Annotated in this window: 21 protein-coding genes; 17 read left to right on the top strand and 4 right to left on the bottom strand. The window is 65.3% G+C overall.

What is annotated here, in order from left to right:
* The first annotated feature begins 164 nt into the window (after positions 1-164).
* The 9 genes from A6745_RS21815 to A6745_RS21775 all read left to right on the top strand — a co-directional run bounded on the left by A6745_RS21815 (position 165) and on the right by A6745_RS21775 (position 7,552).
* Complete coding sequence (locus tag A6745_RS21815; protein ID WP_003056199.1) at positions 165-512, top strand: DUF2958 domain-containing protein; 348 nt, start codon at positions 165-167, stop codon at positions 510-512.
* 341 nt (positions 513-853) lie between these two features.
* Entirely contained in the window at positions 854-1,612 is a 759-nt protein-coding gene (locus A6745_RS21810; RefSeq protein ID WP_011517541.1) for a DUF2285 domain-containing protein, read from the top strand.
* A gap of 83 nt (positions 1,613-1,695) precedes the next feature.
* On the top strand, positions 1,696-1,977 hold the full coding sequence (locus A6745_RS21805; protein ID WP_023123353.1) for a helix-turn-helix transcriptional regulator: 282 nt from the start codon (positions 1,696-1,698) through the stop codon (positions 1,975-1,977).
* A 26-nt stretch (positions 1,978-2,003) separates the two neighbouring features.
* The gene (locus A6745_RS21800; RefSeq protein WP_011517539.1) at positions 2,004-2,861 is read left to right on the top strand and encodes a replication initiator protein A; all 858 of its coding nucleotides are present in this window, start codon (positions 2,004-2,006) and stop codon (positions 2,859-2,861) included.
* Positions 2,862-3,114: 253 nt separating this feature from the next.
* The gene (gene parA, locus A6745_RS21795) at positions 3,115-3,753 is read left to right on the top strand and encodes a ParA family partition ATPase (protein WP_003056189.1); all 639 of its coding nucleotides are present in this window, start codon (positions 3,115-3,117) and stop codon (positions 3,751-3,753) included.
* Entirely contained in the window at positions 3,750-4,013 is a 264-nt protein-coding gene (locus A6745_RS21790) for a hypothetical protein (protein ID WP_003056186.1), read from the top strand. The genes parA and A6745_RS21790 overlap by 4 nt, the downstream gene beginning before the upstream one ends.
* Positions 4,010-4,534 (top strand): DUF2840 domain-containing protein, encoded by a 525-nt coding sequence (locus tag A6745_RS21785; RefSeq protein WP_003056183.1) that lies wholly within the window; start codon positions 4,010-4,012, stop codon positions 4,532-4,534. The genes A6745_RS21790 and A6745_RS21785 overlap by 4 nt, the downstream gene beginning before the upstream one ends.
* Complete coding sequence (locus tag A6745_RS21780; RefSeq protein ID WP_011517538.1) at positions 4,531-5,118, top strand: S26 family signal peptidase; 588 nt, start codon at positions 4,531-4,533, stop codon at positions 5,116-5,118. The genes A6745_RS21785 and A6745_RS21780 overlap by 4 nt, the downstream gene beginning before the upstream one ends.
* A 448-nt stretch (positions 5,119-5,566) precedes the next feature.
* On the top strand, positions 5,567-7,552 hold the full coding sequence (locus A6745_RS21775) for a relaxase/mobilization nuclease domain-containing protein (RefSeq protein WP_028240157.1): 1,986 nt from the start codon (positions 5,567-5,569) through the stop codon (positions 7,550-7,552).
* Positions 7,553-7,786: 234 nt separating this feature from the next.
* On the opposite strand, the gene A6745_RS21770 is transcribed toward A6745_RS21775, so the two are convergent.
* From A6745_RS21770 to A6745_RS21755, 4 genes are all read right to left on the bottom strand, one after another.
* Positions 7,787-8,236, bottom strand: a complete 450-nt coding sequence (locus A6745_RS21770) for a chromate resistance protein ChrB domain-containing protein (protein WP_017677027.1) — start codon at positions 8,234-8,236, stop codon at positions 7,787-7,789.
* A 61-nt stretch (positions 8,237-8,297) separates the two neighbouring features.
* Positions 8,298-8,897 (bottom strand): superoxide dismutase, encoded by a 600-nt coding sequence (locus A6745_RS21765; protein WP_028240156.1) that lies wholly within the window; start codon positions 8,895-8,897, stop codon positions 8,298-8,300.
* An 11-nt stretch (positions 8,898-8,908) separates the two neighbouring features.
* Positions 8,909-10,255, bottom strand: coding sequence for a chromate efflux transporter (gene chrA, locus A6745_RS21760; RefSeq protein ID WP_028240155.1), 1,347 nt, complete (start codon positions 10,253-10,255; stop codon positions 8,909-8,911).
* 20 nt (positions 10,256-10,275) lie between these two features.
* Complete coding sequence (locus A6745_RS21755) at positions 10,276-11,217, bottom strand: chromate resistance protein ChrB domain-containing protein (protein WP_066131868.1); 942 nt, start codon at positions 11,215-11,217, stop codon at positions 10,276-10,278.
* 65 nt (positions 11,218-11,282) lie between these two features.
* Between A6745_RS21755 and A6745_RS21750 the strand changes: the two genes are divergently transcribed.
* The 8 genes from A6745_RS21750 to A6745_RS21715 all read left to right on the top strand — a co-directional run bounded on the left by A6745_RS21750 (position 11,283) and on the right by A6745_RS21715 (position 17,817).
* Positions 11,283-12,134: an MFS transporter gene (locus tag A6745_RS21750; RefSeq protein WP_051231742.1), complete on the top strand. Its 852-nt coding sequence runs from the start codon at positions 11,283-11,285 to the stop codon at positions 12,132-12,134.
* 67 nt (positions 12,135-12,201) lie between these two features.
* Positions 12,202-13,146: a LysR family transcriptional regulator gene (locus tag A6745_RS21745; RefSeq protein WP_017677032.1), complete on the top strand. Its 945-nt coding sequence runs from the start codon at positions 12,202-12,204 to the stop codon at positions 13,144-13,146.
* On the top strand, positions 13,143-13,421 hold the full coding sequence (locus A6745_RS21740) for an EexN family lipoprotein (RefSeq protein WP_028240153.1): 279 nt from the start codon (positions 13,143-13,145) through the stop codon (positions 13,419-13,421). Before A6745_RS21745 ends, A6745_RS21740 begins: the two co-directional genes overlap by 4 nt.
* A 236-nt stretch (positions 13,422-13,657) precedes the next feature.
* Positions 13,658-15,658, top strand: coding sequence for a conjugal transfer protein TraG (locus tag A6745_RS21735; RefSeq protein WP_028240152.1), 2,001 nt, complete (start codon positions 13,658-13,660; stop codon positions 15,656-15,658).
* Positions 15,655-16,119, top strand: coding sequence for a ribbon-helix-helix protein, CopG family (locus tag A6745_RS21730; protein ID WP_028240151.1), 465 nt, complete (start codon positions 15,655-15,657; stop codon positions 16,117-16,119). The genes A6745_RS21735 and A6745_RS21730 overlap by 4 nt, the downstream gene beginning before the upstream one ends.
* On the top strand, positions 16,116-17,168 hold the full coding sequence (gene trbB / locus A6745_RS21725) for a P-type conjugative transfer ATPase TrbB (protein ID WP_066131865.1): 1,053 nt from the start codon (positions 16,116-16,118) through the stop codon (positions 17,166-17,168). Before A6745_RS21730 ends, trbB begins: the two co-directional genes overlap by 4 nt.
* The gene (locus A6745_RS21720) at positions 17,165-17,548 is read left to right on the top strand and encodes a TrbC/VirB2 family protein (RefSeq protein ID WP_003103996.1); all 384 of its coding nucleotides are present in this window, start codon (positions 17,165-17,167) and stop codon (positions 17,546-17,548) included. Before trbB ends, A6745_RS21720 begins: the two co-directional genes overlap by 4 nt.
* The gene (locus tag A6745_RS21715; RefSeq protein WP_023083647.1) at positions 17,545-17,817 is read left to right on the top strand and encodes a VirB3 family type IV secretion system protein; all 273 of its coding nucleotides are present in this window, start codon (positions 17,545-17,547) and stop codon (positions 17,815-17,817) included. Before A6745_RS21720 ends, A6745_RS21715 begins: the two co-directional genes overlap by 4 nt.
* Positions 17,818-17,820 lie beyond the last annotated feature (3 nt).

The raw sequence follows: 17,820 nt of genomic DNA, 5'->3' as shown, positions 1-17,820 counted from the left end.
ATAGTGTTCAACTATGCCCGCCTGCCGCTTTCGTGCTTTTACGGAAATCCGTATCTGCAGCTTCTCACAGAAGCACAAAACCGCATCCGTGCCTTTCCACAAACCCGCCGATGCGGTTTTGCGCTTTCACGCTTCGGCGGTTTTGTGCGAATGAGGTAACGCCCATGAACCAACTCATGACCGAGGACGAGCGCAAGCAACTGCTGGAACACGGCCGGGTCCGGGCCGCTGGCCGGGCCATCGACCCGCTGCCCGTGGTGCGGTTGTTCACGCCGGACGCACACGCCACTTGGCTGCTGGTGTCGCTTGACCCCGCTGACGGCGATACGGCCCATGGCCTGATCGACTTGGGGATCAGCATGCCTGAGCTGGGCGAGATCAAGCTGTCCGACCTCGCATCCATCGTCGGGCCGAGCAAACAGCCCGTGATGCGAGATCGGTATTTCCGGGCGGTGCGCCCGTTGTCGGAGTACCTGCGGCTGGCCCAGGAGAACGGTTCCGTCCTCGATTGAGCCGTTCGCGCCACGGCCAAGCCGGGCGCATTGAGGCTATTTCGGTCTTGCTCCAGACCCGTCAGGTCTTAATCCGCACTGTTGCACCAAACCAGTGCCACCCTGACGCAAACGGTCATGACGCCAGCCGTGCCATCGGGCACGGTGGATAGCGCAGGAGGCCGCATTTCCTCGCGCGCCACCGTCGCATTCAGACGATCCGCGCAATCCATCGGATGCTTTTCGTCTTGACACGCAAGTTACTAATCTACCAGCTTATTCACGATTGGATGCTAGTTCGATGCGGTGACGTTGGCGTGTGAAACCAGTGACGGCCGTCCTGCTCTACGGGAGCTTGCGTCATGGCCGAACCGCACCACCTCGCGCACTGGTATCCGACCGCCGCCTACCTCTACGTCCTGTGTCTGGACACGCTCGCACTGGCCTGGGAGTACCTGCGCCGCCATCCCGACTACCGGATCGACTGGCTGCGCCGTGCGCGCTGCCCCGATGCCGCGCATCGCTGGGGCTTGCGTCTGCTGGAAGACCCGGACGTGGATGCGCGTGACGCGCATCCGGCCTGGCTTCCCGGCCATGGGGCCGTGGTGCAGCTTCACCCCGATGCCGATCCGCCTCCGGATGCCACCGCCTTCGCGTTCTGGCGCATCCCCGGCCACAAGCAGTTGCTGCACGACGGCAAGGGTCTGGCGCTGATCGCGCGCAGCCCCAGCCTTTGCCAGCGCTATGCGCTGGCGCCTGGCCTGGAGGACGGCATGGCCGTGGCCCATGCCTATCGTGGCCGTCACGCCGCCCCTGCGGCCCCTATGCCTGGTACGCCTGCGTCAATGGCTCGGCCCAGGCCACCGCCTGCGGCGCTGCTGGAGCTACACACCCTGCAGGCGCTCGACGCCACCCTGGCGGGCGCGTCCTTGCGCGACGTCGCCGAGGGCTTGTTCGGTGCGGACGCCGCAGCCGGCTGGTACAGCGACGGCGGCCTGCGCTCCAAGGTGCGCCGCCTGGTGCGGCGCGGCGATGCGTTGATGCGCGGCGGCTATCGCCGCCTAGCACAACTGCCGCCGCTTGAGAAGGGTCGTTTTGAAGAGAGCGCAAAACGACCCTGAGCAGGAGGGCTTCGTTTTCTGAGACTGCCTTCATCCGGTTGCGCTGTGTGGCCGGAGCCCTGCAACCGATGGAGGTTCTCACCATGCGTCCTGCTCCCTTGCGGCCTGCCGCTACTGTCTCGACCGCTGCCGCGCAGCCCCAACGCTATCTCACCAACGACGAAGCCGCCGAGTACCTGCGCCTGTCGCCGCGCACGCTGGAAAAGCAGCGCGTGCTGGGAGGCGGTCCCAAGTTCCGCAAGTTCGGCCGCCGCGTGATGTACGCCGTGGTCGACCTCGATGCCTGGGCCGCCGAGCGCAGCTTCGAGAGCACGTCCGAGCCCGAGTACGCCGAGCAGCATTCGGCGGACAGCCGTGCGCGCTGATCGCTGGCGCGCGGGTGGCCTTCGCCATGTCCAGCCCCGCGCTGCCCATGCGGCAGCGACCGATGCAAGAGCGCGAACAGCTCGATCTGTTCCGCGCCTTGCCGGGCGACATGGCGCCGCGCGACAGCCAGGACTTGATGGCCTTTCCGTTCTTCTCGCTGGCGAAGTCGCGGCGCACGGCGCCGATCGACTTCCGCGCCAGCGGCATCACGATCCGCGTGGAGGGCACGCAGGAGCATGGCATCGCCACGATTTGGGATGCGGACATCCTGATCTGGGCTGCAAGCCAGATTGTGGAAGCCCGCGATGCGGGCTTGCGCCCGTCGCGGCTGATGCAGGCCACGCCCTACGAGATCCTGCGCTTCATCGGGCGCGGTACGTCGCTGCGCGACTACCAGCGCCTCAAGGCGGCCTTGGATCGGCTGCAGTCCACGACCGTGGCCACGTCGATCCGCGAGACGACCGGGCGGCGCCTGCATCGCTTCTCATGGATCAACGAGTGGAAGGAACTGGCCGATGCCAAGGGCACCCCCTTGGGGCTGGAACTGATCCTGCCGGACTGGTTCTATGCGGGCGTGCTCGATGCTGCCCTCGTGTTGACCATCGACCCGGCGTATTTCCGGCTGACGGGCGGGATCGAGCGATGGCTGTACCGCCTGGTGCGCAAGCACGGCGGGCGACAGCCTGGCGGCTGGCAGTTCGACTTCCAGCACCTGTACCGCAAGTCGGGCAGCGTGGCGCGGTACTACGACTTCGCCGCCGACCTGCGCGCACTGGTGGTGCGGCAAGCCTTGCCTGGCTACCAGTTGGGCATCGAGTACGTCTCGGGCATTGCCTCGCCGCTGCTGACGTTCCGGCCCGTGCCGTCCACGGCACGGGGATAACTGCTGCGCAGCCTGTGGACGGACTCGTGCTATCAGGCAACAGAGGTATCGTGCTATCAGGCAACGAATCCTCGTGCTATCAGGCAACAAAACCGGCCGCAAAGCTAATACTGGCGCGGGTTTCGGCCTCTCCTAACTTCCCTAACTTAAATACTCTAACTGGTAGTAGCAGCGCCGCGCCTCGGTGGACAACCGCCACAGGACGCGAAGCGCAGCGGCAACAGGCGGGCTTTCCGACACGGAGGGTCCGGTCATGATCGTCGCGCTGCTCAACCAGAAAGGCGGCGTGGGCAAGACCACGCTCGCCACCCACATCGCCGGCGAGCTGGCGATGCGCGGGCAGTCGGTCATCCTGCTGGATGCCGATCCACAGGGCTCCGCGCTGGACTGGACACAGCGCCGCAGCCAGCAAGGTTTGCCAAGGCTATTTAGCGCCGTGGGCCTCGCACGCGAAACGCTGCACCAGGAAGCGCCAGAACTCGCCAGGCGGGCCGATCACGTCGTCATCGACGGGCCACCCAGGATCGCTGCCTTGGCGCGCTCCGCGCTGCTGGCGGCCGAGCGGGTGCTGATCCCGGTGCAGCCCAGCCCCTACGACCTGTGGGCCAGCGCCGAGATGGTGGCGCTGATCCGTGAGGCGCAGGTGTTCCGGCCTGCGCTGCGCGCGGCCTTCGTCATCAACCGGCGCGTGAGCACCACCGTGATCGGACGCGAGGCCCGCGGCGCGCTGGCCGAGCAGCCGCTTCCTGCGCTGCGCGCGGAAGTGCATCAGCGCATCGTGTTTGCCGACAGCGTGGCCGCCGGCCGGCTTGCACGCGAGACGGCGCCAGACAGCGCCGCCGCGCGCGAAATCACCGCGCTGGTCGATGAACTGCTGCGGTGGCCGTCATGAGCACTCCTGCCAGCAAGCGCACGGGCAAGCGCATCGGCATCGGCGCTCGCCCGCCCGCGAATCCGCACGCCGAGGCGTGGATTCGCCAGGGCAGTGCCGATGACCTCCAGAAAGGCGACCTCTACACGGCCCGCCTGACCCTCGACATCACGCCCGCCATGCGGGCGCGCATCAAGGTATCGGCCTTCACGCAAGGCGTGACGGTGGCCGATCTGTTGCGCGCGCTGCTGGAGCGGGAATTCCCGGAGAAGTCCTCATGAACACACCCGCCTCGACGGCTTCGGCACCGCCGTCCATCCCGCCTGTCGGCGTGGCCGACGGCGTACCGCTGACGCGCGTTGCGCTCGCATACATCGACCAACGCTTCGACCTCTACCTGCGCTTCGGTGATCCTGCCCGCATCATCCGGTTCGACCGCTGGCGCCGCTGCGCGGTGTTCACGCCGAATGCGGTTCTCTGCCGCATCCGCTGGCAGGCCAACGACTACGGCACGATCCGCTGGCAGCTCATGGTGATGCAGGCGTGCATGCCGATGGATGGCGCGCAGCGCATCTCCGGCGTGCAACCTGGCGCGCGCCTCTTGCTGCACGCCGAGGGTGAGCAATCGGTGCGTGCCGTGCTGGCGCGCATCGACGCCATCGAGGCGCTGGGCATCACGCCTGTCGGCGTCTCGCCCGCGTACTGGCGCACGCTCGCCAACCGGCTCGCAGCGCACTTGCCGCTGCCCGAATACACCGCCGAGCGGCACGCCGCCTGGCTGGCCGGGAGGGCGCTGCCATGACCGCAGTTTCCACTTCCGGCACCGCGCCGCACCCTCGCTTGCGCGTGCGCGCTCGCCTCGTGCTGGCGGGCCTGTCCGCCTGCGGCCTCGCTGCGCTGGCCTGGGCGTCCTTCGTGCATCCGCTGCCACGCCTGACCTACAACCCGTCCGACAGCGTGGAGGTCGGCTGGTATCGCATCGATCCGCTCGACCATCGCACCAGCTCGCCACCACGTCCGTTGTCGGTAGGCAGCATCGTGCTGGTGCCGCTGCCTGCCGAGGCTGCCGCGCTCGCTGCGCAGCGCGGCTACCTGCCGACGCGCATTCCTCTGCTCAAGCGCGTGGGCGCGGTGGCGCCGCAAGAGGTGTGCATCGCTGACGGCAAAGTCCGCATCGACGGCGTGCCTTCAGCCGCCGTGCTGTCTGCCGATCGCTGGGGCCGGCCGCTGCCATCCCGGCAGCAATGCCACCGCTTGCGGCATGGCGAGCTGTTCCTCCTCAGTGTGACCAATCCGGCGTCGTTCGATAGCCGGTATTTCGGGCCGGTCAGCGCAGCTTCCGTGATCGGCGTTGCGCGCCCCGTCTGGCTGGAGTCGCGCCCATGATGGCCACCGATTCGCTGCGCATCATCGTGCTATCGGGCGTGTCGTTCTGCTGGCCGTTGTCATGTCGTCGCGCGTGCAGTGCGAGCGCATCCGCGCTGCACTTCGCGCTGCCTCCGGCGCAGCCGTCCCACGTGCAGGCGTCTTGCCTCGAACACGGCTGGCCTGCGGCCATTGCCGTGTTCGCCGGTGCGCTGGCTGCTGGTGCAGCCTTGCCACCGGGCCGCAGTTGCCGGGATCGAGAACCTGGGGGACAGGGGGAGGCAAATGCGGAAGGCAAGACAAAAGGACGCGGCACCGGGCCGCGTCGAAAGCCAGTCTGCACATGGGGGTTGCGCGGCACGGAGCGGCTTCGCCGCCGTGCCGCGTGGGGCGCGAAGCCCGCGCCGATGCGGGCGTGTCCGCGTGCTTCGCACGACCGGACACGCCAGAGCTTGCAGGGGGCGCAGCCATGACCGACCGCCGCGACGATGATTTCCGCATCCGCCCCAGCGCCCCGAAGAACCGGGGCCAGGGCTTCGTCTCCAAGGTGCTCAAGCAGGCAGGCAAGGCCAGCAGCGGCAAGTCGTCGGTGCGTCGTCCTGGTGCTGCCGGCGGCTCCGGGAGGGGCACGGGCCAGCGGCCCGGCTCGCGCCTGGGTCGCGGCCACACGGCGGCGCGCTTCGCCGGGGCGAAGCTGACGCCCATGTCGCGGCGCGTGACCATCAAGACGCTGCTGGTCAACCAGCGCCAGGCCAGCCCGCAGTCGCTCGCCAAGCACCTGCGCTACATCGAGCGCGATGGCGTAGGCCGCGATGGCGAGCCGGGCCAAGCCTACGGGCCGCAGACCGATGCCGCCGACCTCGACGCCTTCAAGGAACGCTGCGCCGACGACCGGCATCACTTCCGCTTCATCCTCTCGCCCGAGGACGGCGCCGAGCTGGAAGACCTGCGCACCTACACGCGGCACCTCATGGGCCGCATGGAGGCCGACCTGGGCATGGGCCTCGATTGGGTAGCCGTCAACCACTGGAACACCGACAACCCGCACACGCACATCGTCGTGCGCGGACGCGACGACACCGGCAAAGACCTCATCATCGCGGGCGACTACATCGCCGATGGCTTCCGCCATCGCGCCGCCGAACTGGCGACCGAATGGCTGGGGCCGCGCACCGAGCTGGAGATCCAGCAGACCTTGCAACGCGAGGTGGAGCAGGAACGGTGGACGAGCCTCGACCGTACCCTGCAACGAGAGGCCGGCGAGGATGGTCGGGTGCAGATCGAACGGTTCAACGAACCTGGGCTGCAACGCCAGCGCCTGCTGCTGATCGGCCGGCTGCAACGCTTGCAGCGCCTGGGCCTGGCCGACGAGATGCAGCCGGGCACCTGGGCCGTCCATGCCGACGCGGAAAAGACCCTGCGCGCCCTGGGCGAACGTGGCGACATCATCCGCACCATGCAGCGGGCGATGCGCGGCGAGCCGCGCGAACTGGCGGTGTTCGAGCCGGGCGACGAGGGCCGAACCATCCTCGGCCGCGTGGCCGCGAAGGGACTGGCCGACGAGCTGCGCGACCGGGGCTATCTGGTCATCGACGGCGTGGACGGCAAGGCCCACTACGTCGCGCTCAATGCCCGCGACGAGCTGGCGAACTACCCGACTGGCGCCGTGGTGGAGGTGAAGGGGTCGGCCGACGTGCGCGCGGCCGACAAGAACATCGCCGCGCTGGCGAGCGATGGCCTGTACCGCACTGACCACCACCTGGCCGTCGCGCAGGGTCAGGCCGTGCCGGGCCGCGATTCGCACGAAGTCGTCGCGGCCCACGTCCGCCGGCTGGAAGCCCTGCGCCGCGCCGGCATCGTGGAGCGCGTGGCCGAGGGGCTATGGAAGGTGCCGAACGACCTGGCCGAACAGGGCCGCCGCTATGACGCGCAGCGCCTGGGCGGCGTGGCGGTGGAACTGAAATCGCACCTGCCCATCGAGCGGCAGGCCCGCGTGATCGGTGCCACTTGGCTCGACCAGCAGTTGATCGGTGGCGGGTCGGGGCTGGGTGACCTGGGTTTTGGCAGCGAGGCCAAACAGGCGATGCAGCACCGTGCCGACTTCCTGGCCGAACAGGGGCTGGCAGAGCGGCGTGGGCAGCGCGTGATCCTGGCGCGCAATCTGCTGGGCACGCTGCGCAATCGGGAGCTGGCGCAGGCCGCCAGGGACATTGCGGCCGAAACCGGCCTGGAATATCGGCCTGCGGGTGACGGTCAGCGCGTGGCCGGTATCTACCGGCGCAGCGTCATGCTCGCCAGCGGGCGCTACGCCATGCTCGATGACGGCAAGGGGTTCAGTCTGGTGCCGTGGCGGCCGGTGGTCGAGCAGCGGCTGGGCCAGCAGCTTGCCGCTACGGTGCGCGGCGGCGGGGTGTCCTGGGAGATAGGACGGCAGCGTGGGCCTGCCGTTGGCTGATCTCCTGATATAGATCCATCCAGCGTCAACATGAAACCGCAGGTCTTGTCATAAAGAGCTTGGTTATAGAAATCTGTCTGGCATACGCAGAATATTCCTATCGCAGCCTCACGAACGTCGTGCGTTGCTAGCTGACATCGGAAGTGGAGTGCCAGCCTATTCGAAAGGGCACTTCCTGATTCAATGTGTTGCCAGGCCGCCTGGGGGTTGTTGATCCCAAGGGCTTGGGTTCATTCAGGCAGGCGGCCAGTTATGGGTTTCGTCTTGACCCTCTCGGTTCCAAGCATAGAGGGCGTCATACATCACCAGGCCGTGGCGCAGCATCTCGTGGTCGTCCACGAACATGCGCGATAGGCCGAGCGAGATCGCGTAGAGGCCCGCCGATTGTGGTGTGAGTTCGAGGCGTGAAGTGTCGGCACCGCGCACGATGTTGGCCAACTGCACGAGTGCTGGTTCGGTTAGCTGGTACTTTGCCAAGAAGGCATCGAAGCTGCATTGCTCCCCGACGTGGCTAAACTCTACTCCTGGGATGTCATAGGGTATCGCACCCGTTTTCTCTGCAATGGCTAGAACCTCTGATGCGGGTACGTAAAGGAACTCGGCATCATGGTCGATGAAGCGCAGAATTAGCCAGGGACAAGCGATACGGTCGATTTTGGGACGTTCACGTGTAATCCACTTCATCATTGCCTCCTTCGTGACTCGGCTGACTTGATCGAACCCTTCATCAAAGCGCAGATGCTGATCAGGCTGTCCGGGCGCACTGGATATATCGGTTGGCCACTTCATCCCACAGGATATTTTCCATAAATGCATCTACATAGGCTGCTGCCTTCGCGCCGTAGTCGATGTGGTAGGCGTGTTCATACATATCCAGGGCCAGTATGGGCGTTCCCCCTGCCATGGCGTGACAGTGATCAGATCCCCATTGATTGCTGAGCCGACCATCACGCGGTGACCAGACCAACAGCACCCAGCCAGAACCCCCCGCCAATGCTTTGCCCATTGCAGAGAACTCGGTTTGCCAGCGAGCCAGACTTCCGAAGTCGCGCTCAATGGCGTCCCGTAAGTCGCCGGGCGGCAACTGGCCATCACCGCCCAGCGCCGCAAAGTACACTTCATGCAGCACCATCGAGTTGTAGGCCACCAGTTCTTCTCGCTTGAGGCCATTGATCAGAAATCCAGCCTCATTCAAGTAATCAAGTTCTGCGAGCTTTCTGCGAATGGCATTGAGTCTTTTGACCGCGCCTGAATAGTTGTTTTCATGGTGGCTGACAATCAGTCGTTCCGATAGACCTCTGAGACTGGTTGGATCAATTGGCAAGGCGCGTATTTCAAGTGACATGGCTTCGTTCCTCACAGAATCAGGGTTTTCAACACCAGGCCCACGACAGCGCTGGCGGCAATGACTTGGATGACGCTGCGCTTGAAGCGGAACAGGGCTACAGCCGCTCCCAGCGCCATCAGCGCCGATATCCAGTCGAAGCGCCCGGCCAGGCCCTCGGGCCATAGCACGTGATAGGCGAAGAACACGGCCAGGTTCAGGATCACACCGACGACGGCTGCGGTGATGGCGGTCAAGGGCGCCGTGAAGCGAAGATTGCCGTGGGTCGATTCGACGAGCGGTCCGCCGGCGAGAATAAAAATGAAGGAAGGCAGGAAGGTGAACCAGGTCACCAGCGCCGCCGCGACGGCACCGGCGACGAACAGAAGGTCGGGACCGAACAGCGCCTGCACATAGGCGCCCACGAAGGCGACGAAAGCCACCACCATGATCAGTGGCCCCGGATTCGCTTCGCCGAGGGCCAGGCCGTCAATCATCTGCGTCGGGGTGAGCCAGGCGTAATGGCCAACCGCGCCTTGGTAGATGTAGGGCAGTACCGCATAGGCGCCGCCGAAGGTCAGCAGGGCCGCCTTGGTGAAGAACCATCCCATCTGCGTCAGGCTGTGATCCCAGCCGTAGCCTGCCGTGAGCAGCGCCATGGGAATCAACCACAGGAGAAAGCCGGCGACGGCCACGCGCAACAGGCCGGACCAGCGGAATCGGGCATGTTCGGGCGTTGGTGTGTCGTCATCAATCAGTGCCGGGCCGTAGGACTTGTCCGCTGCGGCATGACCACCACCCGTCTTGAACCTGTGCGGTGCAATGCGCCCGCCGATGTAGCCGGTCAGTGCGGCGCCGGCAACGATGTAGGGGAAGGGCACGTTCAGCGCGAAGATGGCCACGAAAGCGGCGGCGGCAATGGCCCACATCACGCTGTTCTTGAGTGCCCGCGAGCCGATGCGATGCACGGCCTGCACCACGACCGCCGTGATGGCGGGCTTGATGCCGTAGAACAGTCCCGCCACCAGGGCCGTGTCGCCGTAGGCGATGTAGAGCCACGACAACAGGATCAGGAAGCCCAGCCCCGGCAGCAGAAACAGGGTGCCCGCCACAATGCCTCCCCAGGTACGGTGCATGAGCCAGCCCATGTAGGTGGCCAACTGCTGCCCTTCCGGACCCGGCAGCAGCATGCAGTAGTTGAGCGCGTGCAGGAAACGGCGTTCACTGATCCAGCGGCGCTGTTCGACCAGTTCCCGGTGCATGAGGGCGATCTGTCCGGCGGGGCCGCCGAAGCCGATGAAACCGAGTTTTAGCCAGAGACGAAAAGCCTCCCAAAAACCGACCGGCGGCGGAGCCGCCACTACAACGTCCTCCGTCAAACTTTCTGTCACGTTATTTGTCACGTTATGGTTGCTCCTTTGTTGTCAAAGCTGGCGAGCAAGCCGTCGAAGACAGCAGATGCGGCGGCCAGCAGCGAATCGTCTTGGGTAAGGGTTTCGCGCAGCCCGGCGAGTACGCTCTCGATGCCGACCGCCTCGGGCGGCTGGATGCCACCGACATCGAGGTAATGCACCAGTAGGCCAAGCCGTGCGATGGCAGCCTGTTCCAGCCCGAAACTCACAGCCAGCACCTCGAAGGTGACGCGACCACCGATGTGGCTGAAGGTGGCACCATCGAAATCGAAGCCCAGCGCGTCGGGCGGGCAGTCGTCAGGACTGTCCAGCCACAGAATCCGCGCCTGCGGGTCGATGAAACGGCGGATTAGCCAGGCGCTGGCCAGCCGGTCCACCCAGGGCCGGCGCCGCGTCGCCCAGGTACGGCCCTGATAGTCGGACAGGCCCAGGCGCTCAATCACGCCGTTCATCGCCTGCGGTTCGTCCGGGGACAAGGCCCGCGCACAGGCCAGTTCCAGTTCACACAGGGCGGCATCCGTCTGCCGTTGCGCTTCGCCGGGGAAGAAGTCGATTTCGATTAGATTGGTGAAGGCCCTGCGCAGCTTGCGCACTTGCTTGAGCGCGTCTTGAACGGTCTCGGGGGTCAGCGTTTCCCGCACCTGTGCCACTTCGGCTGACAGGGCGGTGAATTCAGCGCCGCGATCGAACAGGGCGACGAAGCTCTCTCCCTCCGGCTCCTCGATGCGCAGCACATGGGCGCTCCCTCCTCCCTCGCGCACTTCGGCCGCCAGCCCTTCCAGGGTGGTGCGGCAATCTTCGTGTTCCGGCATCAGGTAGACACCGTCGCGCAGGACGGCGGCGCCGGATGCCTTGAGGGCACGCCAGACCCGTTGCCGGGCTGTGGCGTTCTCGGTGGGCAAAGACAGAATCAGGGTGATCATCTTCATGTTGTAGATATTGTCTCAATGTAGAATAATACTCTACAACATTTTTTTCTGAGGCGGAGGGTCACATGAGCATCCACCTTGCTGGCTTAGTAGGTACGGCTTTCGGCTTTCTGTTCTCGGCCGGACTGATTAAGGCGGCGGCGCTTCCGGCAGTCGTCGTCGCTAGTAGGCGCAACGGTGGATTCGGCGAAAGACTCCTTCGCGGAACACGCATCTACCTCCAAACGCCACGGTTGCGCGGTCTGCTGGCATTGCATCTTTGCGCGGCGGCCGGTGGGGCGATGGTGTTCGTCAACACCATCGTGATCGTTCGGAACTTCTTGGATGGCAGCGAACAGCAGGTTGCACTGGCGCTTGCGACCTTCGGAGGCGGTTCCACGTTGGCCGCGCTGCTATTGCCCAAGGTGCTTGACCGAATCTCTGATCGCTGCGTGATGTTGTCCGCCGCGACGATGATGGTGCTTGCGCTGCTGGCCACTGCTGCCGCCTGGATCGCATTGCCATCTTGGCGAGATTGGGCGTTGCTGCTGCCGGCATGGGGCGTGTTGGGCGTTGCCTATGCCGGATTGGTGACGCCTGGAGGGCGCTTGATACGGCGGTCGGCACACGAGGAGGATCTACCAGCGGTGTTCGCCGCGCAATTCTCCTTCTCGCATATCTGTTGGCTGCTGGCGTACCCATTGGCAGGCTGGGTCGGCCTCAAGTTCGGTCTTGGCGTTGCCTTGGCTGCTCTGAGTTGCCTTGCGGTCGTTGGGATGCTTGCCGCAGTTCGGAGCTGGCCGCGAGACGACCAATCAGTTCTTGTGCATGAGCATGGCGATCTTCCAGATGACCATGCGCACCTTCGGTCGTATGGCGTAGCGCCGCACGCACATCCGTTTGTCATCGACACGCTGCATCGGCGCTGGCCCGGATGAACAAGTCGAGGTTCCGGCAATGGTTAAGGAGCGGCTTCTTTCTTGGTTCGCAGGGAGTGAGTATTCGATGGAATTGAGACACCTGAGATATTTTCTCGCTGTAGCGGAGGAACTTCACTTCGCACGTGCCGCAGAGAAGCTGCACATCGAGCAATCGCCCCTGTCCCGAGCCATCAAGGAGTTGGAAGAAGAATTGGGCGTTGTGTTACTCGCCCGTACCACACGCAGTACGCGGCTGACTCGTGCTGGCAAACTCTTCATAGTGCATGTGCGCCGCGTGTTCTCCGCCTTGGAACAAGCGCGCGACAGTGTGAAAGCAGCGGCGAATGGCTTTCATGGGCAGTTGCGTGTGGCCTTGTCCGATGGCATCACGCCATCGCGCCTGCCAGCTTTGCTGGCGTTGTGCCGCCAAGAAGAACCCGAGGTTGAACTGCGATTCTTCGAGGTGCCATTGTCTCAGCAGATCAAGGGGCTGCATGAAGATATGTACGACGTGGGGTTTGCACAGTCCGATGACGTGGGCGATGGCATCGCCACCATGCCGGCCTGGAATGACACGCTCATCGTGACGGTGCCAGCGCGGCATCCGCTGCTGGCACACAAGCGCATCCCTCTGGAGGAACTGCTGCGCTATCCGCTGGTTCTGTGCGATCCACAAGTGTGCGAAGGCCATGCCAAATTCGTCGATCGGGTGCTGCGCCGAGCCGACATTGAGCCGCTGGTCGCAGAGCGTGTCGCTACGTGCGATCTGATGATGGCCTTGGTATCGGCCGGCCTCGCGCTTGGGTTTACTGGCGCCGCGCGCATTGCCGCCAATCCCGATTCAGGCGTGGTGGCCCGGCCGCTGGCATTGCGCGTGCCGCCGCTGACAACCTACCTGCTGTACCCCGACGGCGAGCCGTCCGAGGTGCTGGCGCGGTTCGTTGAGCGCGTGCAGGCCATCGAGTCACCGGAACCCGCAAGGCCCAAGGCGGGTCGTCATTCCGATTTCCTAGAGGAGCCTCCGCCATGAAGAAGACCGTCCCATTCTTGTTGGTGGCCGCATTGACTGCCTGCGGCCAGTCCGAGACGCCTCAGAAGGCCAACACGTCGGAAGCGAATATCCCGACAGTGGAAGAACTGGCGGCCAACCCCGAACGGCTCAAAGAGTTGCGCCAGCAATGCAAGACCGATCGCCCCAAGCTCGGCGACTTGCTGTGCAACCGAGTGGCCGAGGCCACACGCAAGCGGTTCTATGGCGACGTCGAAACGCCGTACACGCCGCCGAAGGAACCGCCCAAGTTCTGATCGTTGGCGATTCGCCGCATCGCCTTCATTTTTCTGTTCGACACGCCGCAATGCGCCTTCGCTTGCGGCGTTTTTCTTTGGCTCGCCGTCACACTCATTCTGTCTTTTTGCTCGACCTTTCTGCTGAAAACGGTCTTTGACCGGCACTGACCCGGCACCGATCCTGACGCCTGCGGCACGCCTTTGTGCCGCTCTTTCCATGAGGAATCAGCTCAGGAGAAATCGGAGGCCAGGTCATGCAAGGGACGAACGTGCTGTTCGGTCAGATCGCCGTCGTATTCGGCATCGTGATCGCCGGCGTGTGGGGCGCCACACAATGGACAGCAGCCGCCCTTGGCTATCAAGTACGCCTTGGCTCGCCCTGGTTCGACTTCCTTGGCACGTCGATCTACCACCCTTGGAAACTGTTTGAGTGGTGGTTCTTCTTCGGGGCCTATGCACCGGAAGTATTCGACACCGGCGGCACCATCGCCGGCACCAGCGGCATGGTCGCCGTGGGCGTTGCCATCGCCATGTCGGTCTGGCGCTCGCGCCAAGCTCGCCTCGTTACCACCTACGGCTCTGCGCGCTGGGCTAGCGCGCAGGACATTCGCAAGGCGGGCCTCACGCAACCGGCCGGCGTGTTCCTCGGCCAGCACGACCGCCAGTACCTGCGGCATGAAGGCCCGGAACACGTCCTGACCTTCGCGCCTACGCGCTCGGGCAAGGGCGTTGGCCTCGTGGTGCCGACGCTGCTTTCCTGGCCCGCATCCGCCGTCATCCACGACATCAAAGGCGAGAACTGGCAGATCACCGCAGGCTGGCGCTCGCGTTTCTCGCATTGCCTGCTGTTCAACCCGACCGATGCGAAGTCGGCGGCCTACAACCCGCTGCTGGAGGTGCGGCGAGGCGCGCATGAGGTGCGCGACGTTCAGAACATCGCAGACATTTTGGTCGATCCCGAAGGTGCATTGGAGCGCCGGAACCATTGGGAGAAAACCAGCCACGCGCTGTTGGTCGGTGCGATCTTGCATGTGCTCTACGCCGGCGAAGACAAGACGCTGCGCGGCGTCGCCAACTTCCTCTCCGACCCGGCCAGCCCGTTCGAGCTGACCTTGCACCGGATGATGACCACGCCCCACCTGGGCGATGGGCCGCATCCTGTCGTCGCTTCGGCGGCGCGCGAAGTGCTCAACAAGTCGGACAACGAGCGTTCCGGCGTGTTGAGCACCGCCATGTCGTTCCTCGGCCTGTACCGCGACCCGACGGTGGCCGAAGTCACCTCGCGCTGCGATTGGCGCATCGCCGACCTGATCGCGGTCGAGCATCCGGTATCGCTGTACCTCGTGGTGCCGCCTTCGGACATTTCGCGGACGAAGCCGCTCATTCGCCTGATCCTCAACCAGATCGGACGGCGCCTCACCGAATCGCTCGATGGCTCCGATGGCATCGAGCGCCGCCACAAGCTGCTGCTGATGCTCGATGAGTTCCCTGCGCTGGGGCGCCTGGACTTCTTCGAGACGGCGCTGGCCTTCATGGCGGGCTACGGCATCCGCAGCTTCCTCATCGCGCAGTCGCTCAACCAGATCGACAAGGCGTATGGGCAAAACCACTCCATCCTCGACAACTGCCATGTGCGCGTGACGTTCGCCACGAACGACGAGCGCACCGCCAAACGGATCTCCGAGACGCTGGGCACGGCCACCGAGCTGCGCGCCCAGCGCAACTACGCGGGCCATCGGCTCGCGCCGTGGCTGGGCCACCTGATGGTGTCGCGCCAGGAAACCGCGCGCCCGCTGCTGACGCCGGGCGAAGTGATGCAGCTTCCGCCCGACGAGGCGGTGGTGATGGTGTCCAGCGTCGCGCCAATCAAGGCGAAGAAGCTGCGCTACTACGCGGACGGCAATTTCAAGCGTCGCGTGCTGTCGCCGCCCGTACTGGCGGGCGGGCAGTACGCAGACGCGCCGCCATCGCGGCCCGACGACTGGAGCGGGTTGGCGGTTCCCGCCGTGCCCGCCGCACCGGCCACGGCATCCGCCGATGGCCTGGGTTCCACGGATGACGGCGGCCCGCGCCGCCAACCCGAACTCTCCGAAACCGTCACCTACGCCCCCGAGCTGGCCGTGCCGACTGCCGACCTCGCGCTGCTCGATGACGACGACGACCTGCCGCTTCCCCTTCCTCGCCAGCTTGACCCGGTCATGCAGCGCACGGCGCGGCTGGCTTCCCTCGACCCCAACGACGGAATCGAGCTATGAGCCACTACCGCCTCAACCTATTCATCCAGCCAGAGCACGCCAAGCGCCTGGACGAGCTGGCCGCCATGAAAGGCGTGTCCAAGTCGTCCATCGTCGCCGCTGCCTTGGCGTCCTGGCTGTCGCCCGATGCCGCCGACCAGCGCGAGGCGGCCATCGCCAAGCGGTTGGATCGCCTGTCGCGCCAAACCGAACGCCTGGAGCGCGACCAGAACATCCAGATCGAGACGCTGGCGCTGTTCATTCGCTACTACCTCACGGTCAGCACGCCAGTCCCCGAGGCACACCAAGAGGCCGCCCGCGCCCAAGGCAAAGCGCGCTTCGAGCAGTTCGTTGAACAGTTGGGCCGGCACCTGCTGCGCGGGCGCAGCCTGGTGCGCGACGTGGTGGAAGAACTGCATCCCGACCCGATGCGGATGGAAGACGCGGCGGCAGCCGCGCAAGCGCAGGAGCGTGCGTCATGAGCGCCGTTCCGCAGTCCATGAGCGCCACGTCGCTCGACCGCCGCATCCAGATGCTGCGCACGGCGATGGGGCCGCTGATCGCCGCGGCACTCGAAGACCCGGACGTGGTGGAGGTGATGCTGAATCCCGATCGCACCCTCTGGGTGGATCGGCTTTCCAGTGGTCGGGCGCCGATGGGCGTGGAACTGTCCGAAGCGGACGGTGAGCGAATCATCCGCCTCGTGGCAGCCCATGTCGGAGCGGAGGTGCATCGCGGCCAACCGCTGCTGTCGGCCGAGTTGCCGGAAACGGGAGAACGCTTCGAGGGCATCTTGCCGCCTGCCGCGCCGGGGCCAGCCTTCGCGCTGCGCAAGCGCGCCATCGGCGTCATTCCGCTGGAGCGGTACGTCATCGACGGGATGATGACCAGCGCGCAAGCGGGCTTTCTCGTTCGCGCCGTGCGCGAGCGGCAGAACGTCTTGATCGCCGGCGCTACCAGCAGCGGCAAGACGACCCTGGCCAATGCGCTGCTGGCCGAGATTGCCGCCACGGGCGACCGCGTGCTGGTGCTCGAAGACACGGTGGAGCTGCAATGCGCGGCCCGTGACCACGTTCCCCTGCGCACGCGCGCAGGCGTGGTGTCGATGACCGAGCTGGTTCGCTCGTCCATGCGCCTGCGGCCTGATCGCGTCGTCGTTGGCGAAGTGCGCGGCGCCGAGGCGCTGGATCTCATCAAGGTATGGGGCACGGGCCACCCCGGCGGCATCGCCACGATCCATGCCGGCTCCGCGCTCGGCGCGCTGCTGCGCCTGGAGCAACTGATTCTCGAAGTGGCGGTGAATCCGCCCCGTGCGCTGATCGCCGAGGCGGTCAACGTGGTGATCCACATCGCCGGACGCGGGCGCAAGCGCCGCATAGAGAGCATCGCCCGTGTCGTCGGCTTCGACGCAGTGGGCTACCAACTGGCGGACGCGCTGGAAACGCCGTTTCCCGAGCTTCAGCCACTTCCCGATGCCGCACCCGCTGCGGCGACTTCCCCACCCCCTGACTCACTTGGAGAACTGCCATGACGCAGATGACCATTCCTGCTTTCCGTTTTTCTGCAAATCCGGCTTTGCGTCTTGCGCGGCTGCGCTGCCTGGCCCGTCCTGCGGGACAAGGGCTGCTGCTGGCCGCGCTGCTGTTGTTCCTGGCCGGAACCGCGCAGGCCGCCGGTTCCTCGATGCCGTGGGAAGGCCCGCTGCAATCCATCCTCGAATCCATCCAGGGGCCGGTGGCGCGCATCGTGGCCGTCATCATCATCATCGCCACGGGCCTCGCGCTCGCCTTCGGCGATACGTCGGGCGGATTCCGCAAGCTGATCCAGATCGTCTTCGGCCTGTCCATCGCGTTCGCCGCTTCGAGCTTCTTCCTGTCGTTCTTCAGCTTCTCCGGCGGGGCCGTCGTATGAGTGCCCCGGACACCTTCGCCGCCGGCTTCGAGGTGCCGCTGCATCGCTCGCTGACCGAGCCGATTCTGCTGGGCGGTGCGCCGCGCACCGTGGCGATCGCCAACGGCACGCTGGCCGCCGCTGTCGGGCTGGGCCTGCAATTGTGGATACCGGGCGTGGTGCTCTGGATCGTCGGCCATTCGCTGGCGGTCTGGGGCGCGCGCCTTGATCCGCAGTTCATGGCCGTGTTCGCCCGCCACATCAAACACAAGCCGCTGCTGGATGTTTGAGGG

Source organism: Bordetella ansorpii, from assembly GCF_900078705.1.
Taxonomy (GTDB): domain Bacteria; phylum Pseudomonadota; class Gammaproteobacteria; order Burkholderiales; family Burkholderiaceae_B; genus Bordetella; species Bordetella ansorpii_A.
This window is presented reverse-complemented; position numbering and strand designations above follow the sequence as displayed.